The organism is Ruegeria sp., from assembly GCF_965243365.1.
Lineage (GTDB): Bacteria > Pseudomonadota > Alphaproteobacteria > Rhodobacterales > Rhodobacteraceae > Ruegeria.
Genome location: NZ_CBDEUW010000002.1, coordinates 1845599 through 1867416 on the forward strand (window position 1 = coordinate 1845599; position 21818 = coordinate 1867416).

At 60.3% G+C, this 21818-nt stretch carries 23 protein-coding genes; 12 read left to right on the plus strand and 11 right to left on the minus strand.

The genetic code is table 11. The features are described 5' to 3' along the window. Positions 1 to 210: 210 nt before the first annotated feature. The 8 genes from ACP0GE_RS12790 to ACP0GE_RS12825 all read right to left on the minus strand — a co-directional run bounded on the left by ACP0GE_RS12790 (position 211) and on the right by ACP0GE_RS12825 (position 5528). Positions 211 to 687 (minus strand): YHS domain-containing (seleno)protein, encoded by a 477-nt coding sequence (locus ACP0GE_RS12790; RefSeq protein WP_424832314.1) that lies wholly within the window; start codon positions 685 to 687, stop codon positions 211 to 213. A 173-nt stretch (positions 688 to 860) separates the two neighbouring features. After that, complete coding sequence (locus ACP0GE_RS12795; protein ID WP_424832315.1) at positions 861 to 1052, minus strand: hypothetical protein; 192 nt, start codon at positions 1050 to 1052, stop codon at positions 861 to 863. Between the two features lie 80 nt (positions 1053 to 1132). Continuing rightward, entirely contained in the window at positions 1133 to 1738 is a 606-nt protein-coding gene (plsY, locus tag ACP0GE_RS12800) for a glycerol-3-phosphate 1-O-acyltransferase PlsY (RefSeq protein WP_424832316.1), read from the minus strand. Further along, complete coding sequence (gene pyrC, locus ACP0GE_RS12805; RefSeq protein WP_424832317.1) at positions 1738 to 3018, minus strand: dihydroorotase; 1281 nt, start codon at positions 3016 to 3018, stop codon at positions 1738 to 1740. Before pyrC ends, plsY begins: the two co-directional genes overlap by 1 nt. Then, entirely contained in the window at positions 3015 to 3401 is a 387-nt protein-coding gene (locus ACP0GE_RS12810; protein ID WP_424832318.1) for a hypothetical protein, read from the minus strand. The genes pyrC and ACP0GE_RS12810 overlap by 4 nt, the downstream gene beginning before the upstream one ends. Further along, positions 3386 to 3904, minus strand: a complete 519-nt coding sequence (locus ACP0GE_RS12815) for a hypothetical protein (protein WP_424832319.1) — start codon at positions 3902 to 3904, stop codon at positions 3386 to 3388. Before ACP0GE_RS12815 ends, ACP0GE_RS12810 begins: the two co-directional genes overlap by 16 nt. Beyond that, positions 3901 to 4836: an aspartate carbamoyltransferase catalytic subunit gene (locus ACP0GE_RS12820; protein WP_424832320.1), complete on the minus strand. Its 936-nt coding sequence runs from the start codon at positions 4834 to 4836 to the stop codon at positions 3901 to 3903. Before ACP0GE_RS12820 ends, ACP0GE_RS12815 begins: the two co-directional genes overlap by 4 nt. Before the next feature lie 59 nt (positions 4837 to 4895). Then, positions 4896 to 5528 (minus strand): scavenger receptor class F, member 2, encoded by a 633-nt coding sequence (locus tag ACP0GE_RS12825; protein WP_424832321.1) that lies wholly within the window; start codon positions 5526 to 5528, stop codon positions 4896 to 4898. An 84-nt stretch (positions 5529 to 5612) separates the two neighbouring features. Between ACP0GE_RS12825 and ACP0GE_RS12830 the strand changes: the two genes are divergently transcribed. From ACP0GE_RS12830 to ACP0GE_RS12855, 6 genes are all read left to right on the plus strand, one after another. Continuing rightward, positions 5613 to 6377, plus strand: coding sequence for a uracil-DNA glycosylase (locus ACP0GE_RS12830; protein WP_424832322.1), 765 nt, complete (start codon positions 5613 to 5615; stop codon positions 6375 to 6377). Next, positions 6377 to 6976, plus strand: a complete 600-nt coding sequence (locus tag ACP0GE_RS12835) for a metallophosphoesterase family protein (protein ID WP_424832323.1) — start codon at positions 6377 to 6379, stop codon at positions 6974 to 6976. The genes ACP0GE_RS12830 and ACP0GE_RS12835 overlap by 1 nt, the downstream gene beginning before the upstream one ends. Further along, positions 6973 to 7593, plus strand: coding sequence for a LysE family translocator (locus tag ACP0GE_RS12840; RefSeq protein ID WP_424832324.1), 621 nt, complete (start codon positions 6973 to 6975; stop codon positions 7591 to 7593). The genes ACP0GE_RS12835 and ACP0GE_RS12840 overlap by 4 nt, the downstream gene beginning before the upstream one ends. A 6-nt stretch (positions 7594 to 7599) precedes the next feature. After that, the gene (gene moaB / locus ACP0GE_RS12845; protein WP_424832325.1) at positions 7600 to 8142 is read left to right on the plus strand and encodes a molybdenum cofactor biosynthesis protein B; all 543 of its coding nucleotides are present in this window, start codon (positions 7600 to 7602) and stop codon (positions 8140 to 8142) included. Positions 8143 to 8248: 106 nt separating this feature from the next. After that, positions 8249 to 9697 (plus strand): efflux RND transporter periplasmic adaptor subunit, encoded by a 1449-nt coding sequence (locus ACP0GE_RS12850; protein ID WP_424832326.1) that lies wholly within the window; start codon positions 8249 to 8251, stop codon positions 9695 to 9697. A 5-nt stretch (positions 9698 to 9702) separates the two neighbouring features. After that, the gene (locus tag ACP0GE_RS12855; RefSeq protein WP_424832327.1) at positions 9703 to 13104 is read left to right on the plus strand and encodes an efflux RND transporter permease subunit; all 3402 of its coding nucleotides are present in this window, start codon (positions 9703 to 9705) and stop codon (positions 13102 to 13104) included. Here ACP0GE_RS12855 and ACP0GE_RS12860 read toward each other — a convergent pair. Together ACP0GE_RS12860 and ACP0GE_RS12865 are read right to left on the minus strand one after the other, a co-directional pair. Then, positions 13071 to 13520 carry an NUDIX hydrolase gene (locus ACP0GE_RS12860; RefSeq protein WP_424832328.1) on the minus strand — a complete coding sequence of 150 codons (450 nt, stop codon included), beginning with the start codon at positions 13518 to 13520 and terminating at the stop codon, positions 13071 to 13073. The two genes, ACP0GE_RS12855 and ACP0GE_RS12860, sit on opposite strands and share 34 nt — an antisense overlap. Before the next feature lie 4 nt (positions 13521 to 13524). Continuing rightward, a complete protein-coding gene (locus ACP0GE_RS12865) occupies positions 13525 to 14334 on the minus strand; it encodes a protein-disulfide reductase DsbD domain-containing protein (protein WP_424832329.1) in 810 nt (269 codons plus the stop codon). Between the two features lie 147 nt (positions 14335 to 14481). Here ACP0GE_RS12865 and ACP0GE_RS12870 point away from each other — a divergent pair, with 147 nt between their 5' ends. After that, positions 14482 to 15036: a YqgE/AlgH family protein gene (locus tag ACP0GE_RS12870; protein ID WP_424832330.1), complete on the plus strand. Its 555-nt coding sequence runs from the start codon at positions 14482 to 14484 to the stop codon at positions 15034 to 15036. Here ACP0GE_RS12870 and ACP0GE_RS12875 read toward each other — a convergent pair. Further along, on the minus strand, positions 15033 to 15980 hold the full coding sequence (locus tag ACP0GE_RS12875; RefSeq protein ID WP_424832331.1) for an L-threonylcarbamoyladenylate synthase: 948 nt from the start codon (positions 15978 to 15980) through the stop codon (positions 15033 to 15035). The genes ACP0GE_RS12870 and ACP0GE_RS12875 overlap by 4 nt on opposite strands. A gap of 134 nt (positions 15981 to 16114) precedes the next feature. Here ACP0GE_RS12875 and ACP0GE_RS12880 point away from each other — a divergent pair, with 134 nt between their 5' ends. The 5 genes from ACP0GE_RS12880 (at position 16115) to ACP0GE_RS12900 (ending at position 21764) form a co-directional block, all read left to right on the plus strand. Then, entirely contained in the window at positions 16115 to 17818 is a 1704-nt protein-coding gene (locus tag ACP0GE_RS12880; protein WP_424832332.1) for an acyl-CoA dehydrogenase, read from the plus strand. Between the two features lie 11 nt (positions 17819 to 17829). Beyond that, a complete protein-coding gene (locus tag ACP0GE_RS12885) occupies positions 17830 to 18864 on the plus strand; it encodes an MBL fold metallo-hydrolase (RefSeq protein WP_424832333.1) in 1035 nt (344 codons plus the stop codon). A gap of 4 nt (positions 18865 to 18868) precedes the next feature. Further along, complete coding sequence (locus tag ACP0GE_RS12890) at positions 18869 to 19321, plus strand: DUF6173 family protein (protein WP_424832334.1); 453 nt, start codon at positions 18869 to 18871, stop codon at positions 19319 to 19321. A gap of 63 nt (positions 19322 to 19384) precedes the next feature. After that, positions 19385 to 21223, plus strand: coding sequence for a glycerophosphodiester phosphodiesterase (locus ACP0GE_RS12895; RefSeq protein ID WP_424832335.1), 1839 nt, complete (start codon positions 19385 to 19387; stop codon positions 21221 to 21223). Beyond that, positions 21210 to 21764: a hypothetical protein gene (locus tag ACP0GE_RS12900; protein ID WP_424832336.1), complete on the plus strand. Its 555-nt coding sequence runs from the start codon at positions 21210 to 21212 to the stop codon at positions 21762 to 21764. Before ACP0GE_RS12895 ends, ACP0GE_RS12900 begins: the two co-directional genes overlap by 14 nt. Positions 21765 to 21818 lie beyond the last annotated feature (54 nt).

Below are 21818 nucleotides of genomic sequence, written 5' to 3' on the forward strand. Positions count from 1 at the left end.
TGTATCAAGGCATACGGTCTGGTCCGCCGACCAGATCACAGATTTTTTGTATTCCGACCCGTAACTGCGCAGCCCGTTGGAAGGGAGGCTTCGGTCCATTGCAACTGGACCCTTCTCTGACGATTCAGATAGGTCCCGGATCAGATGTCTTCAAATGACAAACGGCGGCGGATACGCTCCGCCGCCGATGCGCTGAAATTTCTCAGCGGATTATTGCTCTTGCAGCTCTGCAGGTGTTTTGTCGGCAATGGTTTCCCAGTTGACCGTGGCCTGTTCGATAAAGCCGGGGATATCGCCTTCCCAACGCTGCTGGATGCCTTCGGACAGGTTCAGATACAGCTTGTTGTCGACGATCTTCCAGTAGTTCGGATCACCGTCAAACTTGAAGCCCATTGCCGCACCAAAGGCGCAATAACCGCCATAAGCTGGCAGGTAAGCCTCGGGGTTTGCCTCAAACGCGGCTTTGTTTTCTTCGTTGGCGAAGCGGTACATCGCGTCGTCGTGGAGCGCGGTTATTTGCCAGTCGCCCTTGGTTGGCGCGCCTTCGGTGAAGTAGGCAACCGGGTCATAGCCCTGCAGCGCCAGACCGGTGGTTGTGGTGTTCAGTTCGACGCCGGCAGCGATGGCCGAGCTGGCAATTGCGACAGACAGTGCAACACCGCCAATGATGGATTTGAACTTGTTCATGGTTTCACCTTTCGTGAACGAGGCCGCAGTCATAAGCACCGGAATTTTGCCCAAGCGACCCGGATTTGATTTTCGTGTCGGCGGGAATTGCCGTTCACGATCCCGAGTTGGGCAGCGGTCCGTTCACGTTCAAAGCAATCAATTGTGATTGTGCGGGGGTGAATATCAGATGTTCATTTTTGCGCATCGGGTTTGAGCGCCAGTACGAAGGAGACGACCTTTTCAGCAGGCATTTCGCACGGGCGCAGCAACGCTCCGCTCGCCTGTGTCAGATAGAGATTTAGGCTGATGTAATCCGTCCCGCCCAGTTCCTGCGCGACCAGCTTATGTGACTTCCCGCCTGCAAGATTTGAGCGTGTCGCCACATAACGTCGGGCGCCGACTCGGCCCGAAAAAGTTCCCATCGGGAGTGCAAAAAAAGCGCTTAGAAATGCGTCCGTTGCCGTCACGATTTACCGATTTTCGGTTCAGTCCCGGCCTTGATCCGCGCAAGATTAGTGCTGTGCCGCCAAAAGACCAAAACGGCCAGAATGACGCCCAGGGCAACAGTTGACCCGCTTGTAAGCAGCAAAATCCAAACAATTGAAAAGGCCGCCGCGACCAGTGCGCCGACGGATGAGATCCGCCATATCGCCGCCGCGACCAGCCATGTCAGGCAGCAGGCGATCCCAACCCGCCAGTCCAGGGCAAGCCAAATTCCCATGAATGTTGCAACGCCCTTACCGCCTTTGAACCCCAGCCAGATCGGAAAGCAATGGCCTAAAAACGCCGCCACAGCCGCGATTTGTGCTGCGTCCTCTCCGGCGAATGCGCGCGCCAGCAGGATGGCGACTGCGCCCTTTGCACCATCCAGTATGACCGTAAGCGCGGCGGCGCTTTTGCTGCCGGTTCTCAGGACGTTGGTCGCGCCAATATTGCCCGAGCCGATCTCGCGCAGGTTGCCCAACCCCATGACCCGCGCCAGAATCAGACCAAAGGGAATGGACCCCAGCAGGTATCCCAAAACAGCCCACAAGATCAGCTGTTCATTGGTGCTTTCTAAAAGGGGCATCAACTTCTCCGGAAAACTTCTTGGCCAGCGACGAAAGTCGCGATGACCTTACCCTGCATCCGTTGCCCGTCAAACGGCGTGTTCTGCGATTTCGATTTCAGTGAGAACCGGTCGAGGACAAACGGGACATCCGGGTCGAACAGCACCAGATCGGCGGGCGCGCCTTTGGCCAAGCGACCGCTGTCGAGCCCCAGCCGTCTTGCCGGGTTCAGCGCCATCGCACGGAACAGGGTCGGCAGATCTAGCTGACCGGCGTGATACAGCCGCAATGCGGCGGGCAGCAGCGTCTCAAGGGCCACCGCGCCCGAGGCCGCCTCTTCAAACGGCAGGCGTTTGCTTTCCTCGTCTTGTGGGGTGTGCATCGAACTGATCGTGTCGATCAAGCCGGTCCGCACCGCGTCGATCACTGCCTGCCGGTCGTCTTCTGATCGCAGCGGTGGCTTGACCTTGAAGAAGGTGCGATAGTCGGCCACGTCAAGCTCATTCAGCGTCAGATGGTGGATCGAGGTGCCGGCAGTGATATCCAGCCCGTTCCGTTTCGCGCGCTCCAGCGCAGGCAGGGCCCGGGCGGTGGTGATCTGATCGGCGTGATAAGCCGCGCCGGTCATTTCCAACAGCGCGATATCCCGGTCCAACCCCATGCGTTCAGCCATTGGCGACACCGCAGGCAACCCGCGAAGGGCTGCGAATTTGCCGCTGGTTGCGGCGGCCCCGGCGCTCAGACCCGGTTCTTGCGGGTGTGCGATGACCAGCGCACCACAGGATTTTGCATAGGTCAGCGCGCGCGAAAACACCTTGGTGTTGGTCACCACATGGTCGCAATCGGTGAAGGCCACCGCTCCTGCATCCAGCAGAAACCCGATCTCGGTCATCTCGCGCCCCTTGCGCCCTTTGGTCAGGGCGGCCATTGGCAACACGTTCACGGGCGCATCGGCCTGGGCGCGGCGGGTGGCAAATTCCAGCGTTTCCGGTGTGTCCACCGCCGGAATGGTGTCCGGACGGGTCACGATCGTGGTCACACCCCCAGCGGCGGCAGCAAGACCGGCGGACCGGTAGCTTTCCTTGTGCCGTTCACCGGGTTCGCACACCTTGACGCCGATATCGACGATGCCCGGGGCGAGGCACTTGCCCTTGCAGTCGACAATCTCTGCGCCCATGGTCTTCGCAGTACCGTCGCCAAGTTCCGCTATGTTCCCATCCTGAATACGGAGCCAGCCGACGGAGTCGGTACCATTCTCCGGGTCAATCATGCGGGCGTTTGTAAAGACAAAGTTGCTCATGGAATCGCCCTTTCGATTGCGGCTTTGGTGGCGGCGGGATCGGCCTGATATTTGATCAGGTGCTTGTCGCCGCTCTTGGTGACAACCTGCACATAGCTGCCCATGGTGTTGACCGCCTGGATTTGATTCAGCGCCACATTGCGCGAACCGGGGCCGGTGAGGTTGGTTTCGGTCATCTCCCAGTTGGCAACCAGTTCCTCGGATGCCAAATACCACGCGCGCAGGCCGATGGCCGCAAGCCCGGCAGGTGCACCGGTCCAGATGTAGGGATTGCCGATCAACCACAGAACGATCATCGCAGCCGCCATGGCAAGGGCGGCAAGCCAGGCATTCGTGCGGATATAGGCACCTTTGTCCGGAGCGAAGATCACAGGATCAGCCACAAAGCGCCTCCGACGATCAGAAGGACCAGCAATGCAATCAGGGCCGAGCCGCTGCGACGTGGTTGCCCGGCATCAGGTTTCGGTTGCGGAGCAGAGAAGGGTTTGGCGCTTTCAGTCTCGATCGTTCCACCGTGCCAGTTGGTGGCCTCTTCGGTGAAAAGACCGATCAGACGCAGCCGTCGATCGGGAACCAAAGTCGCAGATCGTCCACCAAATGCGGCGCTGCGCAGGACCATGACCCAGCCGTCGACCTGTTCCAAATCGGTCCGGTTCAATTGGTCCTCCGAGACGCCGCACCCTTCACTTAGGTAGCCATAAAGCCCCAAATCCTCGAGGTCGGAAACCGGAAATACATCGATCTGTTCCGGGTCCAGACCCGAGACGCCAAGCACCTGATCCGCAGCGCCCGGTTCACGCAGAAACTTCGCCTCTTCCGGGCGCATGTCCAGCGAGAACAGTCGGATTACGCCGCGTTCGTGGGGGGCAGCGGTCAGGTCTGTCATGCGGCCTCTCTCAGGTTGCGGGCCAGCATCTCCATCGCGGCCATGCGGACGGCGACGCCCATCTCGACCTGCTCCTGAATGACGGATCGGTTGATGTCGTCGGCTAGCGTGCCGTCTATCTCAACCCCGCGGTTCATCGGGCCGGGATGCATGACGATGGCGTCGGGCTTGGCGAGCCCCAGCTTGGCAGCGTCCAGGCCATAACGGTGGTAGTATTCACGTTCCGAAGGGATAAAACCGCCATCCATCCGCTCGCGTTGGAGGCGCAGCATCATGACGACATCGACGTCCTTCAGGCCTTCGGTCATGTCATCGTAAATCTCGGCGCCAAACTCGGCGAACTGTCCCGGCACAAGCGTCGGCGGGCCGATCAGACGGATACGGTTCTCCATCTTGCCCAGCAGCATAAGGTTGGACCGCGCCACGCGGGAATGCGCGACGTCTCCGCAAATGGCGATGTTCAAACGATGCAGGCGGCCCTTGGCGCGGCGGATGGTCAAAGCGTCCAGCAGCGCCTGCGTCGGGTGTTCGTGCCGCCCATCGCCAGCGTTCAGCACCGCGCAGTTGACCTTTTGGGCCAGCAGATCGACCGCGCCCGAATGCGGATGTCGTACCACCAACAGGTCGGGATGCATCGCGTTCAGGGTCATCGCCGTGTCGATCAGCGTCTCACCCTTTTTGATCGAACTGGCCTGCATCGCCATGTTCATCACATCCGCACCCAGCCGTTTTCCCGCCAGTTCGAAACTGGCCTGCGTGCGGGTCGAATTTTCGAAGAACATGTTGATCTGGGTTAGCCCCGACAGCACATCCGAGTGTTTGGAGGATTGGCGGTTCAGATCGACGTATTTTTCGGCCAGATCCAGAATGGCGGTGATATCGGATTGCGACAGATGCTCGATGCCAAGAAGGTGACGATGGGCGAAACGCATGGGCGGGCTCCTGTCTGACAATCGGGCTGCTTATAGAAAGCTGTGCGTCCCGAGGCAACCTAAGGATCAGAGCCGTCGGGCAGTTTCTGGCATCCGCCCTCGGGCAGGCATTGCTCGCCGGGTTTGCACCATTTGCCATAGCCGCAATCGACGGCCTTGATCGGAACGCAGCCCTGATGCTCGGAACATTTGAAACCGGGGCGGCATTGCGATCCGGTTTCCTCGCACAGAAACCATCCCGGGCGAGAGCATCCACCCCCCGGCAGGCAGGACGATCCCGCCGTGCAGGTTCGGCCATCGTCACAAAGGGCGGGCAGACCCGGTTTTGCTGAATTCGGGTCAAGATCTGGCGTGATCCGCTCGCATTCGCCGCGTCCGTTGCAGACATGGCCACCCGGGCAATCAAGGCGCGAGGTGCATTTGTTGACCCCGGCCGGTGCGCATCGGGTGCCGCCTGCAACACAGCGTTCGAACGGCCCGCAGGTGCGCCCGCCGCCGCAATAGGTATGACCCGGAGGGATGCAGCGCCCGTCAAAGCTGCATCTTTGGCCTGCGGGGCAGCATCCCCTTCCGCATTGCAACTGACCGGCACGGCATTGTCCGGTTCTGTCAAAAAGTTGCGCAGACGCCGGGAGTATGCTTGCGAAAGCAAGCAGCAAGCCGACCAGCAAGATTCGCAGGGTAAGCAGCATCACAGCCACCATGGTCGGTGCGGCCCAGCGTCATGGCAAGGTCTATTCGCTTTCCCTCAGCCCTCAGGCAGGTAAATTGATCGTATGGAATCGGGCTTGGACCATTATTCTGCGCGCGCCCTGCTGGAATGGCAGGTCGAACTGGGCGTGACCGAGGCAATCGGAGACGCTCCGGTTGATCGTTACGCGTTGCCCGATACAGCGCCGAAATCCAAAAAGCCCGCTGCCGCGCAAGCTGCGCCGACTAAACCGAAACAGGTGGATGCAGCCGCGATTGCGCAGCAGGCCGCTAAATCAGCGGGGTCTTTACCAGAATTGCGCGCGGCGATGGAGGCGTTTGATCTGTGCGATCTGAAACGTGGCGCGCGGCAGTTGGTCTTTGCTGACGGCACGCCCGGCGCACGGGTTATGATCGTCGGGGAGGCGCCGGGTCGGGATGAAGACCGCGAAGGTAAGCCCTTTGTGGGACGCGCAGGTCAGTTGCTGGACAAGATGCTGGCGGCGATTGATCTGGATCGCACGGAAAACGTCTATATCACCAATGTTCTACCCTGGCGGCCCCCTCAGAACCGTGATCCCAAGCCCGAGGAGATCGGCATGATGAAGCCGTTTCTGGAACGCCACGTGGCGCTGGCCAAGCCCGAGGTGCTGGTGGTGATGGGCAATATCAGTTGTCAGGCGGTCCTTGGTAAACGCGGCATCACCCGGTTGCGCGGCAATTGGGATCAGGCGCTGGATCTGCCGGTCATCCCGATGTTTCACCCGGCCTATCTGCTGCGGCAACCGCAGATGAAACGGCAGGCCTGGGCCGACCTGCTGGAACTCAAGTCCAGGCTGAGGGGGAAGTGATGCGCATTCTGGCGTTCTCTGACCTGCATATGGCACGCAACCGGGCGGCGGAGCTGGTTGCGGCCAGCGCCAAGGCCGATTTGGTCATCGGGGCCGGGGATTATTGCAACATTCGGCAGGGGCTGGATGAGGCGATGGGGATGCTGTCAGGCATTGCGGCGCCGCTGGTTCTGGTGCCGGGAAACGCCGAAAGCGCCGAGGAACTGACCGATGTCGCGCCTGAAGGTGTGCATGTCCTGCATGGGTCTGGCATGACGGTGGACGGGCTGCGCCTGTTCGGGCTGGGTTATGGCGTGCCGGTGACGCCATTCGGTGACTGGTCCTGCGATCTGACCGAGGCCGAAGCCACCGAGCTGCTGGATCGATGCGAGACTGCGGATGTTCTGGTCGTGCATTCTCCGCCAAAAGGATATGGCGACCAGACGTCTCAGGGCATATCCGTCGGCTCAGTCGCCGTGCGGGATGCGGTTGAGCGGATTCAGCCAGCATTCGCTTTGTGTGGGCATATTCACGACAGCTGGGGCTATCGTGGCACGATTGGGCGCACGCAAATCGCAAATCTTGGCCCCAAGGCCAATTGGTTCGAGGTAAATGCATGATCGAAACCGTTACGCTGTTGGCTTTCATTCCAGCAGCTCTGGTCCTGAATTTTACGCCCGGTGCCGATATGATGTTCTGTTTCGGGCAGGGCCTTCGGTCAGGTGCACGACCTGCGCTGGCAGCAAGCGCAGGCGTTTCGGCTGGCTTGATGATCCACGTTTTGCTGGCTGGTCTCGGTCTGGGCGCGGCCGTGGCCGCGTTGCCCTGGCTTTTTGATGTGATCCGCTGGATTGGTGTGGCCTACCTGCTGTATCTGGCCTGGGGCGCCATTCGGAATGGCGCGGTTGCTGCTGATGCCTCGGACAAGCCGACGCGCTGGGCGTTTCGGGATGGGATGCTTGTGAACTTGACCAATCCCAAGGTCATTCTGTTCGTGCTGGCTTTCATCCCGCAATTTGTCGACCCCGCAGCAGGGTCTGTGCTGCTACAGTTTCTGACGTTGGGCGTGATCATCGCCATCGGTGGCTTTGTGGTGAACGGTCTGGTCGGCATATTTGCGGGCGGCGCGGGGCGCGTTCTCGTCTCGAACCCGCGTGCATCTCGGATAATGGGTTGGGTCACAGGCGGCATCTTTGCTGCGCTGGCGATCCGGCTTGCCATCATGGAAAGGGCCTGACGCCATATGTCGCGCATTGATGAAAACTTGGAATTCATTCCGGTTCGGATCGCCATTCTGACTGTATCCGACACGCGGTCGCTCGAGGATGACCGGTCAGGCCAAACATTGGCCGACCGGATTGAAGGCGCAGGCCATATTTTGGTGGACCGCAAGATCATTCGCGATGAGCGGACCGAGATTGCAGCCCTGTTGCGCCTGTGGATCGCAGATCCGGAAATCGACGTTGTGATTTCGACTGGCGGCACCGGCTTGACGGGGCGGGATGTGACGGTCGAAGCGCATCGCGACGTCTATGAAAAGGAAATCGAGGCGTTCGGGACTGTCTTCACCATGGTTTCGATGCGGAAAATCGGAACCTCAGCGGTACAATCCCGCGCTACTGGAGGTGTTGCGGGTGGCACCTATCTGTTTGCCCTGCCGGGCAGCCCCGGCGCCTGCAAGGACGCATGGGATGCGATCCTTGAAAAACAGCTCGATTACCGCCACCGCCCCTGCAATTTCGTGGAAATTTTGCCCAGATTGGACGAACATCTGCGACGGAAGTAGACTGGTTCTGCGTTTAACGCATCATAACCGCTTTGTGGCTTGGCAATTTTCATCGCCCGGCTACCATTTGCGTCAGGCAGCGCGAGCGACCGGAGTATAGTGACCGATGCGATTTCTGCGGCAAAGCCTTGTAGGCGTTTTCCTGGCGTTTCTGACGCTGGGCCTGTTGCTTGTTGCCGTGCAGATGATTGCCGGCGCGGTACAAGAGGTGATGAATCGTGACGCCCGTTCGCCCGAAGCGCGCGAGCGGGTTTTTGCGGTCAGCGTGCGTACTGCGGAAACGGAAACGGTAACCCCCTATCTGGAAGCGTTTGGCCAAGTTCAAAGCCGTCGCCGGTTGGAGTTGCGCGCCGCTTTGGGCGGTCGGGTCGTGGCATTGGCCGATGATTTCGAAGATGGCGGAACCGTCGAAGCCGGTGAGGTACTGGTCGAACTGGATCCGGCGGATGTGCAATCGGCGTTGGATCGCGCTCAGTCCGACTTGCTGGATGCGCAGTTCGAGGAACGGGACGCGGAACGGTCATTGCTTCTGGCGCAGGACGAGTTGAAATCCGCTGAAGCGCAGGCCGAGTTGCGCGAACGGGCCCTGCAGCGCCAGAAAGACCTGCAATCCCGTGGAGTTGGGGCTGCGGCCAGCGTGGAAGAGGCCGAACTGGCCGCGACGTCGGCGCAACAGGCCGTTCTGTCCAGCCGGATCAATCTGGCGCAGGCTGAATCGCGGGTCGATCAGGCCACGACGCTGCTGTCCCGTGCCCGGATCGCCCTTGAAGGGGCCGAGCGGGATCTGGACGATATGACCATTCATGCCCGCTTTGCCGGAACGCTGACCGGGGTCACTCTGGTCGAAGGGCGGTTGGTTTCCGCCAACGAAAAGCTGGCCGAACTGGTTGACCCGGACGCTCTGGAAGTTGTCTTCCGGGTATCGACGGCGCAATACGTGCGGTTGCTGGACGATGCGGGCAACCTGATCTCATCCCCAGTTACCGTTTCGCTTGAGGTGACGGGCACCGATCTGTCCGCCACCGGACGCATAAGCCGTGACAGCGGTTCGGCAGGAGAAGGACAGACCGGGCGCCTGATCTATGCTCGGCTGGATGACGCGCCGGGTTTCAAGCCGGGTGATTTCGTGACCGTGACGGTAGAGGAGCAAGCCTTGGACAATGTGGTTCGCCTGCCGTCTTCGGTGCTGGATGCGACTGGCAATGTTCTGGTCCTCGGGCCTGATGACCGGTTGGAACCCTTGCCTGTCCAGCTGATCCGCCGTCAGGGTGATGAGGTGTTGCTGCGCGGCGATGGGTTGGAGGGCCGCGAAGTGGTGATAGGTCGCACGCCGCTGCTTGGTTCTGGCGTGCGGGTGCGCCCGCTTCGGGCCGAAGCCAGTGCCGCCTCGGATATGGTCGAGCTGTCGGATGAAAAACGCGCCGAATTGATGGCTCAGGTCGAAGCCAGCGAGGGCATGCCGCAGGCGGTCAAGGATCGGATGTTGGGCCAGCTTAATCAGGCCAGCGTTCCCGCCGCGCTGGTGCGGCGTATTGAAACCCGGACCGGGGGCTAGCGGCCATGATGCGTGAAATCCCCGGCGCGGCAGGGGGCATCCTAAGCTATTTCACCCGCCATCGGACAGTTGCGAACCTGTTGCTGCTGGTCATGCTGGTGTTGGGCGCGGCTGCAATCCCCAACATGCGGGCGCAGTTCTTTCCGGATGTGATTCTGGAGCGCGTCGACGTGACCGTGCAATGGGACGGTGCGGGCCCCGAAGATGTGGATAACGGCATCATCCAACTGCTGGAACCAGCATTGTTGGCGGTCGAGGGGGTCACCCGAACCGAGTCCCGGTCCCGGGAAGGCACTGCCTTTATCGAGCTGGAGTTCGAGCCGAACTGGGACATGTCCCGTGCCGTTGATGAGGTCAGAACCGCCGTCGACAGCGTGACGAACCTGCCTGTGGATGCCGAGGAACCCACGTTCCGGCGCGCCGCGTGGCGGGATCGTGTGACCGATGTGGTGATCACGGGGCCGATTGAATCAGAGCAACTGGCGAAATTCACCGACGAGTTGATCAGCCGCCTGTTCACAGTTGGTGTGACGCGCACCACGATCCGGGGTCTTGCAGCGCCACGCATCGTTGTCGAGGTGCCCACGGCGCAATTGATCGCAAATGATATCACGATGTCCGAGATATCCTCGGCCATTGCTGCCGAGGTAACGGCAAGCCCCGCCGGGGATGTGACCGGTGCCAATGCCCGCATTCGGACCGGTGCGGAAAAGCGTAGCCCGGAACAGATCGAAGGGATCGCGCTGCGCACCTTTGCGGATGGCTCGAAACTTGTCATTGGTGATGTCGCACAGATACGGGTCGAAGGGGTCAATCGGGATCGAAGCTACTATGTCGGCGACAATCCGGCGATGTCCGTTCGGGTGGACCGGTCCAATCTGGGCGACGCAATCGAAATTCAGCGAACCGTCGAAGATGTGGTGCTGGAGATGCAGGCCAGCCTGCCCGAAGGCATCACGATTGAGCTGATCCGCACACGCGCTCAGGCCATTACCGACCGTTTGGATATTCTGGTCGACAACGGGTTGGTCGGGCTTGGGCTGGTGGTCTGCCTGCTGTTTCTGTTCCTCAATGCCCGGATCGCCTTTTGGGTGGCTGCCGGTATACCAGTGGCCATGTCGGCTGCGATTGCGCTGATGTATTTGGGTGGGTTGTCGATCAACATGGTGTCGTTGTTTGGCCTGATCATCACCCTGGGCATCGTCGTGGATGACGCCATTGTTGTGGGCGAGCACGCCGATTTCCGCGCTCGTCGTCTGGGTGAGGCGCCCATGGTCGCCGCCGAACGTGCGGCACGGCGGATGGCGATGCCGGTATTCGCCGCCTCGATGACCACCGTGATTGCATTCTTCGGTCTCACTCTCATCGGTGGGCGGTTTGGTGAATTGATCCGGGATATCCCTTTCACGGTGATCGCCGTTCTGATCGCCTCGCTGGTCGAGTGCTTTCTGATCCTTCCCAACCACATGGCCCATGCCATTGCACATTCCGCCAAGGAACATTGGTACGACCTGCCCAACCGGGTGGTGAACCGGGGCTTTCGCTGGGTGCGTGACCGCCTGTTCCGCCCCTTGGTCGCCTGGGCCGTTTGGGCGCGCTATGTGGTCGTTGCGCTGATGGTGGTGATATTGGCCAGCCAGATTGCCCTGTTCATCCGGGGTGATGTGAACTGGCGGTTCTTCAATGCGCCCGAACGCGGCTCGGTCACCGGTAATTTCATCATGGTCGAGGGCGCAACCCGGTCGGATACGCTGGAAATGATGCGTATGGTTCAGCAGGCGGCCGAGGAGCTGGGCGAAATTTACGAGGAGCGTCACGGCCGCAACCCGATTGACTACGTTCTGGCCGAGGTCGGCGGGTCCGCCGGATGGGGTCTGGCTGCTGCCGAGGGCAAGGATTCAGACCTGCTGGGCGGTGTCTCGATTGAGTTGATCGACGCCGACCTGCGACCTTACTCCAGTTTTGAGTTTGTGGGCGAGTTGCAGGATTTTGTGCCGCGCCACCCCAAGGTGGAACTGCTCAGCTTCCGGGGCTGGCGCTCGGGTCCGGGTGGCGATGCGATTGAGGTGCAGTTCTATGGCGCGGACGCGAGTACGTTGAAATCCGCGTCCGAGGATTTGCAGACGGCTTTGTCCAAATATCCCGAGGTATCCGCGCTGGAGGACGATCTGGCCTATGACAAGGAAGAGTTCATTCTGGACCTGACGGCGCAGGGCGAGGCGTTGGGCTTCCGGATTGAAACTCTGGGTCGCGTATTGCGCGATCGGCTCAACGGGATTGAGGCTGCGACCTTCCCCGATGGACCGCGCAGTACCGAGATACGGGTGGAACTGCCCGAGAACGAACTGACGGCGGATTTCCTGGAACGCACCCTGATGCGATCACCGGATGGAGTTTATGTGCCGCTGGCCGATATCGTCTCGGTCGAGCGGAAATCGGGGTTCTCGACTATTCGCCGTGAAAACGGGTTGCGGGTGATTACCGTGAATGGGGATATATCCGAGGACGACCCGGCGCAGGCCGCAGAAATCGAACGGGCCCTGCGCGAGGATATTCTGCCCGACATCGCGGCCGAGCGTCAGGTTGAATGGTATCTGGCGGGCCTCAGCGAACAGGAGGATGAATTCCTGGCCGAGGCGCGCACAGGATTGATCCTGTGCCTGACCGGAATCTACCTGGTGCTGGCCTGGGTCTTTGCGAGCTGGACGCGGCCTTTGGTTGTGATGGCAATCATTCCCTTTGGTCTGGTTGGTGCGATTTGGGGGCATTACCTGTGGGGTGTGCCGCTGAGCATGTTTACCGTGGTGGGTCTGCTGGGCATGACGGGGATCATCATCAACGACTCGATTGTGCTGGTGACGACAATTGACAGCTATCAGCAGGACCGCGGGCTGGTGCCTTCGATCATTGAAGGCACGGCGGATCGATTGCGACCCGTCATGTTGACCACTTTGACCACGGTCCTGGGTCTGACGCCGCTGATGTACGAAAGCTCGCAACAGGCGCAGTTCCTCAAGCCGACTGTGATTACGCTGGTCTACGGATTGGGCTTTGGCATGCTGCTGGTCTTGCTGCTGGTTCCGGCCTTGTTGGCCATTCTGAATGATGTTTCGCGCCCCATGACCGCCATGCGCCGGGCCCTCAGGGCCCCGGATCGGGTTGTGCGCGGGGCGGTGAATGCCACAGCATTTGCTTTGGCGTTGTGGCTGGCGGTTTCGATGGTGTGGCCCGCCGTGACGGGCACCCCTTTGGCGCTGCTGGCAAGATTCTATCCCGGCGAGGATGGAATGGCCGCTTTGCAAATGGGATTCGGTATCTTCGTAGCCGGTGCAGCGCTAATTCTTTTGATCGGCGTGGTTCTGTCAGGTCTGCTTTACGCCCGGCTATCGGGACGGGCCGAGGTTTGATCAGCCAGTAGAGCCGTTCTGAGAAGGTCAGGCACGCGCGCACTCATCGGCACGGCGCCTTCCAATATCTGTTGAACCGGAAACCACTGAGCATCGCGCGCATCGTCACCGGCCACTGGTGCGCCGGACAGGTATTCGCACGCGACACCGACCAGTAAATAGTGGGCCTGAACCACACCCAAGTTGTCGCGCAGCAACAGGTCGAGGTTGTCCAGAAACGCCTGTGGTTGGGCTGAAATGCCAGTCTCTTCAAGCAACTCCCGGGCTGCGGCCTGAAAAACGGTTTCACCCCATTCAACGTGACCGCCGGGGAACCCCCACAGGCCTTCATCGGGTTGTTTGCTGCGTTGAACCAGCAGCACCTGCCTTTGATGCATCACAACGGCAAGGGCACCGATCTTTGGGGTTTGGCCCATCAGATCAGCCTGCGCTGCATCCAAGAATATCCACGGCGTGATTTGCCCCCAGAACAGTGACACGGATCTCGGATCGATCCAGGGCAAAGGGTGCACCCGCTGCATTAATAATCTCAGACCGTGCAATCAGTGTGCCGCCACGCCGTTCGGTTGGTGATTGCGAGGCCCAGAGCGTCGGGTTGCCCGGCTCGATCACAGCGATTTCGGGGCCACCGGCAGAGGGCATGGTGATATGGGCCTCGATCTGAATACCGTCCTGCGTCGGGCTCAAATGGCACTCGGTTTCGATGACCCCGGCCTCTTGGGCCGAAAACGGGCGCTGCGCAAGCGCGGCGGCAATGACCGGATTGCGGCCCGCCTCGGAATCCAGCGTGTGATCGAAATCCAGCCGACCGGGTACGCAGACATCTTTGCAGACGCCCAGATCCATCTCGCCGCGCAGGCGCACCGGTTTCGCGGGGTTCTTGGGCGTGATCTCGACCGGCAGAACCAAATGGTCTTCATACCCGATGGATTGCAGCCCGTTTTGATCAAATACGCTTGGCGCTGGCCATATGATTTTGACATCGCCAACATTGCCGGATCGGCTCCAGTCGAACTGCGGGGGAATGCCCGCATCACCCGGCGCGCGCCAGTAGGTTTTCCAGCCGTCTTTGAGGGTCAGCCGCAGCGCCCCCTGATAGGTGCCGCTGGCCGTTTTACCGCCATCCAGAACGTCAAGCTGCACAAGTCCGTCCACGCCTTGCCCAAATGCGGGGGCGGTCAGGCTGAACCCTGCAATTACAGCAGCCAGGGCGGGTTTCCAGAACGTCATCATGTCCTATAGATGCGCTTTACGGGGCAGATTGCCAAGTCACGTTCCGGTCACCGGGCAGAAATGCGGCAGAATCCCCCTTGATCCCTTGCCAATCCCTGCTGTGCGGGGCCATTGTTGTTGGGTAGCAGAACCAAGAGTCGCTTGATGGACCTTACCGGAAAACTGTTGATTGCGATGCCCGGCATGGGCGATCCGCGTTTTGAACACTCGGTCGTCTACATGTGCAGCCACGCCGAGGACGGCGCGATGGGGCTGATCGTCAACAAACCCTCGGATCTGCGGATCAAAGTCCTGTTGGAACAGCTCAACATTGCCTGCCGCATTCCGGTTGTCGGAGAACGTCTTGTGCACTTTGGTGGCCCGGTTGAGATGTCGCGCGGGTTCGTCCTGCATTCTGCGGATTATGAGGCCAACCTGCATTCGATGCAGATCGACGATGATTTCAGCATGACCGCGACGATGGACGTTCTGGAAGATTTGGCCTCGGGTCGCGGGCCGCTGAATTCCATGGTTACGTTGGGCTATTCCGGCTGGGGGCCGGGCCAGCTTGAGGATGAGATCGCCATGAATGGCTGGCTGACCACCGATGCCAGCCCAAAACTGGTCCACGATCTGCCGGATGATGAGAAATGGGAGGCCGCGTTGGCCACCCTTGGCGTCGATCCGCTGACCCTGTCAGCCAGCGCAGGCCGGGCCTAACCGCGCGGCGCGGCGGCGCGGCGCAGACGGTCATTGATGGCCGCACCCAGACCTTCGTCAGGGATGGGCGTCACGGCGATGGGGCGGCCAGATTTATCCAGATCGTGCAGCGTTGCAAACAGGTTGGCGGCGGCCTCGGGCAGGTCGCCATCCGCCGAAAGATTGACGTCACAATCGACCGGGCCAAAGCCCAGAAGGATTTCGTCAGCCTGCCGCGCCAGGGCGTTCAGGCGGACCGGAGCGTCGGGCGCGTAATGCGACTGCAACTGCCCGGGCGCCGTCAGCAGGTCGCCGGACTGGTGGATGTGCAGCTGTGCCCCCAGAACCTCTTCGATCTGATCCAGCGCGACGCCTCCGGGGCGTAGCAATGTGGGCTCTCCGGCCAATCCAACGATGGTGGATTCCAGACCAACACCGCAGGGGCCGTCATCCACAACCGCCGCAATGCGCCCGTCCAGACCAGCGCGTACATGCTCGGCCGTGGTTGGACTGATCCGGCCTGACGGGTTGGCCGAAGGGGCGGCGACCGGGCCGTCAACAGCCTGAAGCAGCGCGCGCGCTGTCGGATGCGCTGGTACCCGCACAGCCAGCGTATCCAAACCGGCGGTGACCAAAGATGACACGCCATGCCCCTCGCGCAGCGGCAACACCAGCGTCAGCGGACCGGGCCAGAAGGCGGTAGCCAGACGCTCGGCCTGATTTGACCATTGGACAAACCTATGCGCGGCCTCGACACTGGCAACATGAGCAATCAACGGATTGAAACTGGGCCGCCCCTTGGCCGCGTAGATGGCCGCCACGGCCTCGCCATTCAGAGCATCTCCACCCAGGCCATAGACCGTCTCAGTCGGGAAGGCGACAAGCTGACCCTGCCGCAACAGATCGGCGGCTTGCGCCAGCCCAGCGGGATCGGCGGACAGATATTTGGTGCGGAAAGGGATCATGATCGTGACGCCGCGTTTTGGTTGCTTGCAACAGGAGGATGGGTAGGTAATCGTTCCAGCCCAGATGAATACCGGTGCGGCCTGCCGTTGCCAAGCCCGCGCGCGGTATCCGCCATGCAAGTTCGAGGGAAGCCATGCCGTATCGCGCCCCACTCTCAGATTATCAGTTCCTGCTGGACCACGTGGTCGGCTTTGACCAGATCGCAGCGACCGAGACATTTGCAGAGGCCAGCGCCGATGTGGTCAGCGCAATTCTGACCGAAGCGGGCAAGATGTGCGAAGAGGTGATGGCCCCGCTGCAACGCCCCGGTGATCTGGAACATCCCAGGCTTGAGAACGGCGTCTTGCGCACGGCACCGGGTTTTGCCGAGGGGTGGAAAGCCATCTCCGAAGGCGGCTGGATCGGGATGAGCGGCGATCCGGACTATGGCGGCATGGGTCTGCCGATGACCGTGACCTCAGCCGTCAACGAGATGATGAGCGCCGCCTGCCTGTCGCTGCAACTGGCCCCGTTGATGTCGCAGGGCCAGATTGAAGCGTTGGAGCATCATGCCAGCGATGGCTTGAAAGAGTTGTATCTGCCCAAACTCATGTCGGGCGAATGGTCAGGGACGATGAACCTGACTGAACCTCAGGCCGGGTCGGATGTAGGGGCGTTGACATCAAAGGCCGAGCCGAATGGCGACGGGACCTATGCGGTTACCGGCCAGAAGATTTACATTTCCTGGGGCGATAACGACTTTACGGAAAATGTCTGCCATCTGGTTCTGGCGCGTTTGCCGGATGGAATGCCCGGGACCAAGGGCATCTCTTTGTTCCTGGTGCCGAAATATATTCCTGATGAGACCGGCAATCCGGGTGTGGCAAATGATCTGAAAGTCGTCTCGCTGGAGCATAAGATGGGCCTGCATGGCTCGCCTACCTGCGTGATGCAGTATGATGGGGCCAAGGGATGGCTTGTTGGCCGCGAACATGGCGGCATGGCGGCCATGTTCACCATGATGAACAACGCGCGTTTGGGCGTTGGCGGCCAGGGTGTCGGCGTTGCCGAAGGGGCCTATCAGCATGCATTGGCTTACGCCCTGGAGCGTAAGCAGGGCAAAACACCGTCAGGTACAATCATCGATCATGCGGATGTGCGCCGGATGCTGATGGATATGCGCGCGGATACCTTTGCCGCGCGGGCGATATTGCTGGCCAACGCGGCGGCCATCGACATGGCGCAAGCCACAGGTGATGCAGATTGGGCGGCACGGGCGGCCCTGCTGACACCGATTGGCAAAGCTTTTGGAACGCAGACCGGAATGCGGGTCGCGGAAACCGGTGTGCAGGTGCATGGCGGTATGGGATTTATCGAGGAAACCGGTGCCGCCCAGTATTACCGCGACGTTCGGGTGACTGCGATTTACGAAGGCACCAACGGCATTCAGGCGATGGACCTTGTCGGCCGCAAGATGATGGATGGTGGTGAGGCGGCCTCGCGCCTGCTGGACGAGATCGAGGGTCAGGCAGAACAGGCCCGCGCGACCCTGCCTGAGCTGGCCGGCCCCGTCTGGGAGGCTACGGAATCGTTGCGCGAAACAACCGAATGGCTGGTTGCGCAAGGGGACATGAACACCCGTTTTGCCGGTGCCACAGCATATCTGAACGCGTTTGCGCGTGTTCTGGGGGGGCACTATCACCTGTCTGCAGCGCTGGCCGATCCTGATGGTCCGCGGGCAAAGCTGGCAAGATACTATATCAATGCGTTGCTGCCTGAACATGCCAGCCTGTTGGCGCAAGCGCAGAAAGAGGTTAACGACCTCTTTGCGCTTAGTATTGAGGAGATGGCGGTCTGATGGACGGCGATATGGGAAAGACGATTCACTATCCTTGGGCTGAACCTCCGGCACCGGGCGACTGGGTTGAGGTGGCCGAGGGTGTGCTTTGGATTCGCATGCCGCTGCCAATGGCGCTGGATCATGTGAATGTCTATGCACTGGATGACGGCGATGGCTGGACGGTCATCGATACCGGCGTATCGTCAAAGAAATCGCGCGCGATCTGGGAGGCCGTTATGGCGGGTCCCCTGGCCGGAAAGCCGGTCAACCGGGTTGTGGTGACTCATCATCACCCCGATCACGTGGGCAATGCAGGGTGGTTTCAGTCTGAACATGGGGCCGACCTGATGATGACCCGCACTGCGTGGCTGTTTGCCCGTATGCTGACCCTGGATGTGCAGGAAAACTGGCCGCAGGAGACATTGAACTACTACCGCAGCGCCGGGATGGACAAGGAAGTATTGGCCGAACGTATGGCCGAGCGCCCCTTCAATTTTGCCGATATGGTCTATCCGATGCCTTTGGGCTTTACCCGGGTCAAACAGGGTGACGTGGTTCGTATGGGCGGGCGCGACTGGGATGTGCATATCGGCAATGGCCACGCGCCGGAACATGCAACGTTCTGGAGCCGCGATGACAATCTGGTGCTGACCGGTGATCAGATCCTCAGTTCGATCAGTTCCAATCTGGGCGTCTACGCGACCGAGCCCATGGCCGATCCGGTGGCTGATTGGCTGGAATCTTGCGAACGGTTACAGCAATTTGCGCGGCCTGATCATCTGGTTCTGGGTGGGCACAAGTTGCCGTTTACCGGTTTGCCCGTGCGGATGCGCCAGTTGATCGAAAACCACCACGGCGCTCTGGATCGTTTGTTGAACGATCTGGACCAGCCCAAAACTGCCGCCGATTGCTTTGCTCCGCTGTTCAAACGTCCGATCAAAGGCGGTGAATACGGCCTTGCGTTGGTCGAGGCGGTTGCACACCTGAACCATCTCTACCACATTGATGCTGTGACCCGGACGCGCCGCGCGGATGGGGCATGGGAATATCAGCGCAAAGGGTAGCGACATGCAGGATCAGATCGAAACATCGGCAGAAGCCGCCGAAGCCGCAGCCTTGCCGCGCTGTTACGAGGTTCACGCAAATTCCGAAGCAGACTCGGGGAACAAGCAACTGCCTGAGCCGCTGCAAAAGCCGGTTGAGACCAAAAGCCCCGCCCAATGGGCTTATGAGCGGCTGATCATGTATATCCAGAACTTCGAAAAAACGCTGGATAGCAATCATGAAGTCGCCATGGGTTTTACCGGCGGCGATGCGGGCGTGATGCGGATTGAAGGCATGGGGTATTTCGATCCCGATGTCATCACGTTCTACGGATCAGATGGCGGCGGTGCCCGCACTCAGTTGGTGCAGCATGTCAGTCAATTGAACGTTATGCTGCGGGCGCTGCCCAAATCGGTCGAAGATAAACCGGCCAACCGCATTGGCTTCCGGCTGGCCGCCGATCTGGAAGAAAGCTAACACAGCGACTTGCAATTCACGTCTTCGCAGCCTTGAATGAAACTTTCATTCAGGGGGTGTCACGTGTCCAGTTTTTCAACCGTTACAACCGCCTACAAGGGCGCGTGGGCGCGCCGCCGTGTGTTCGTACCGATTTATATCGCGGTACGTCTGCTTCTGGTCGCGGTGATTGCGCCGGTGGTGGCTGTGGTCGCGAATCTGGCCGTATCGCTGTCGAACCAGGCGGCTCTGACGGATCAGGATATTGCCATGTTCCTGCTGTCCCCGACCGGGTTCATCGCAGGCATTGTGGTTCTCAGTCTTTTTCTACTGGCCGAAGTTCTTGTCTTCTCGGTCATGGCCGGGTCGCTGCGGATGGGGGAAAGCGATCCGTGGCGTGCGGGGGCTGCTGCAATCGGGGCGATCCTGGCGCGCTTGCCTGCATTGTTCGGATTTGCCGTGCGTCTCGTCCTGCGCGTGTTGCTGTTGGCAGTTCCGTTCGTCGCTGTTGCCGCGGTGATCGCATGGTGGACACTGACGGAATATGACATCAACTATTACCTCACATTCCACCCGCCCGCGTTCTGGGTTGCCGTGGTGCTGATCGGTTTGGTTGTTGTGGCGATGGCATGGGTCCTGATCCGCAGGTTGTCCGGTTGGGCGCTCGGCCTGCATCTTGTGCTGTTCGAGGGCATAGGCCCCGCCGAAGCCTTCCCGGAAAGTGTCGCGCGGATGGAGGGGAAACGCCGACGTCTCAAGATCGAGCTGGTCCTTTGGCTGGCCGTGCGTGTCGCCATCGCGGCGGGTATTGCCTTTATCGCTGGTCTGATGTTCGCGCTGGTTCCATTGCAAGAAGGGGTTAATCTACGCTTTGCCTTGACGCTTAGCCTGATTGTGGCGGGTCTCTGGTCGCTCGCCGGGCTTGTTCTGGCAGCATGTGCCCTGGGCGCGCTTGCCGTTCTGCTGGACGGCTTCTTTGAACCGCGGACTGACGCGCTGCCTCATCCCGAGCCAAATGATTTGCGCAGACCTGTATTTGTGACGGTGGGTGTAGCCGTTACTGCCGTGCTGGTTGGTTTATGGTTCGGGCATGGTTTGCTGGAACGGGTTCAGGCCCCGGACCGCGCCGAGGTGATTGGCCATCGGGGCGCAGCTGCTGTGCGCCCCGAAAACACCATGGCCGCTGTCGTCAAGGCAATCGAAGACGGCGCGGACTGGGTTGAAATCGACGTGCAGGAAACGGCGGATGGAGTTGTGGTCATTGCGCATGACAGTGACTTCATGAAACTGGCAGGCGTTCCCCTAAAAGTCTGGGACGCGACGATGGAGGATGTGGCCGAAATCGACATCGGTAGTTGGTTCGGCCCGGAATATGCCTCGGAACGGACACCGACACTGCAAGAGGTTCTGGAGGCGGCCAAAGGCAAATCCAAAGTCATCATCGAGCTGAAATACTACGGCCACGACGTCGATCTTGAAAATCGCGTTGCTGCCATCGTCGAAGGGATGGAGATGGAAGACGACATCGCCACCATGTCGTTGAAATACCCGGCAGTGCAGAAGATGAAAGCCCTGCGGCCCGATTGGCGCGCAGGCGTTCTGGCGGCGACGGCAGTGGGCGATCTAACGGGGCTGGAGGGGGATTTTCTTGCTGTAAATTCCAATCTGGCGACACCCGGTCTGGTCCGCCGGATTCATGAAGCAGGTAAGGACATATATGTCTGGACAGTAAACGATCCGCTGCAAATGTCTGCCATGGCGTCGATGGGTGTAGACGGGTTGATCACCGACCGCCCGGCCATGGCGCGCGAGGTTCTGCGCGTGCGGGCCGAAATGGGCCCGGGCGAGCGGCTGCTGCTATGGCTGGCAACCACATTCGGGATGTCGGTCGACACCTCGGATATGCGCGATGAAAGCCCCTAAGCTAGCGGCCGCGCTGGTCGCGGTCAGCACGGCAGCCCACGCGCAGGATTTGATGCGTAGCGTTGAAATGCCTGCGCACCGCGCGTTGATGGAAAGCCGGGGCGACGCCATGCCGACCCCATTTGAAACCGATGGATGCTCGGGCGGGTTGTCTTCCAGTTGGCGGCTGGTGGCAGATACCTTCCCCAAGTTTAGCGCACTATATGAAGAACACCCTCCGTGGGAACATTGCTGTGTCATCCATGATCGCGCCTATCACAACGCGGGTGGGGCTCGGCAAGCCTCAGCCAGTTTCGACGCCCGCCTGTCAGCGGATGACGCTTTGCGGGCCTGCGTGAAAGAGCATGGGCAGACCCATGCTGATGAATATGCCGAACGTTATGACATGACCCCCGACCAAATACGCTCGGTGCATTCGATCACGGGCGAGGCGATGTATATGGCGGTTCGTTTTGGCGGCGGGCCGTGCAGCGGCCTGCCGTGGCGTTGGGGGTTCGGTTATCCTGGATGTTCGGTCTTTGCGCTGCCTGCGCGCGAATGACGTCGTGACAGGGGTGAAAATTTCGATTATCCAACCTGTCAAACACGCGAATTG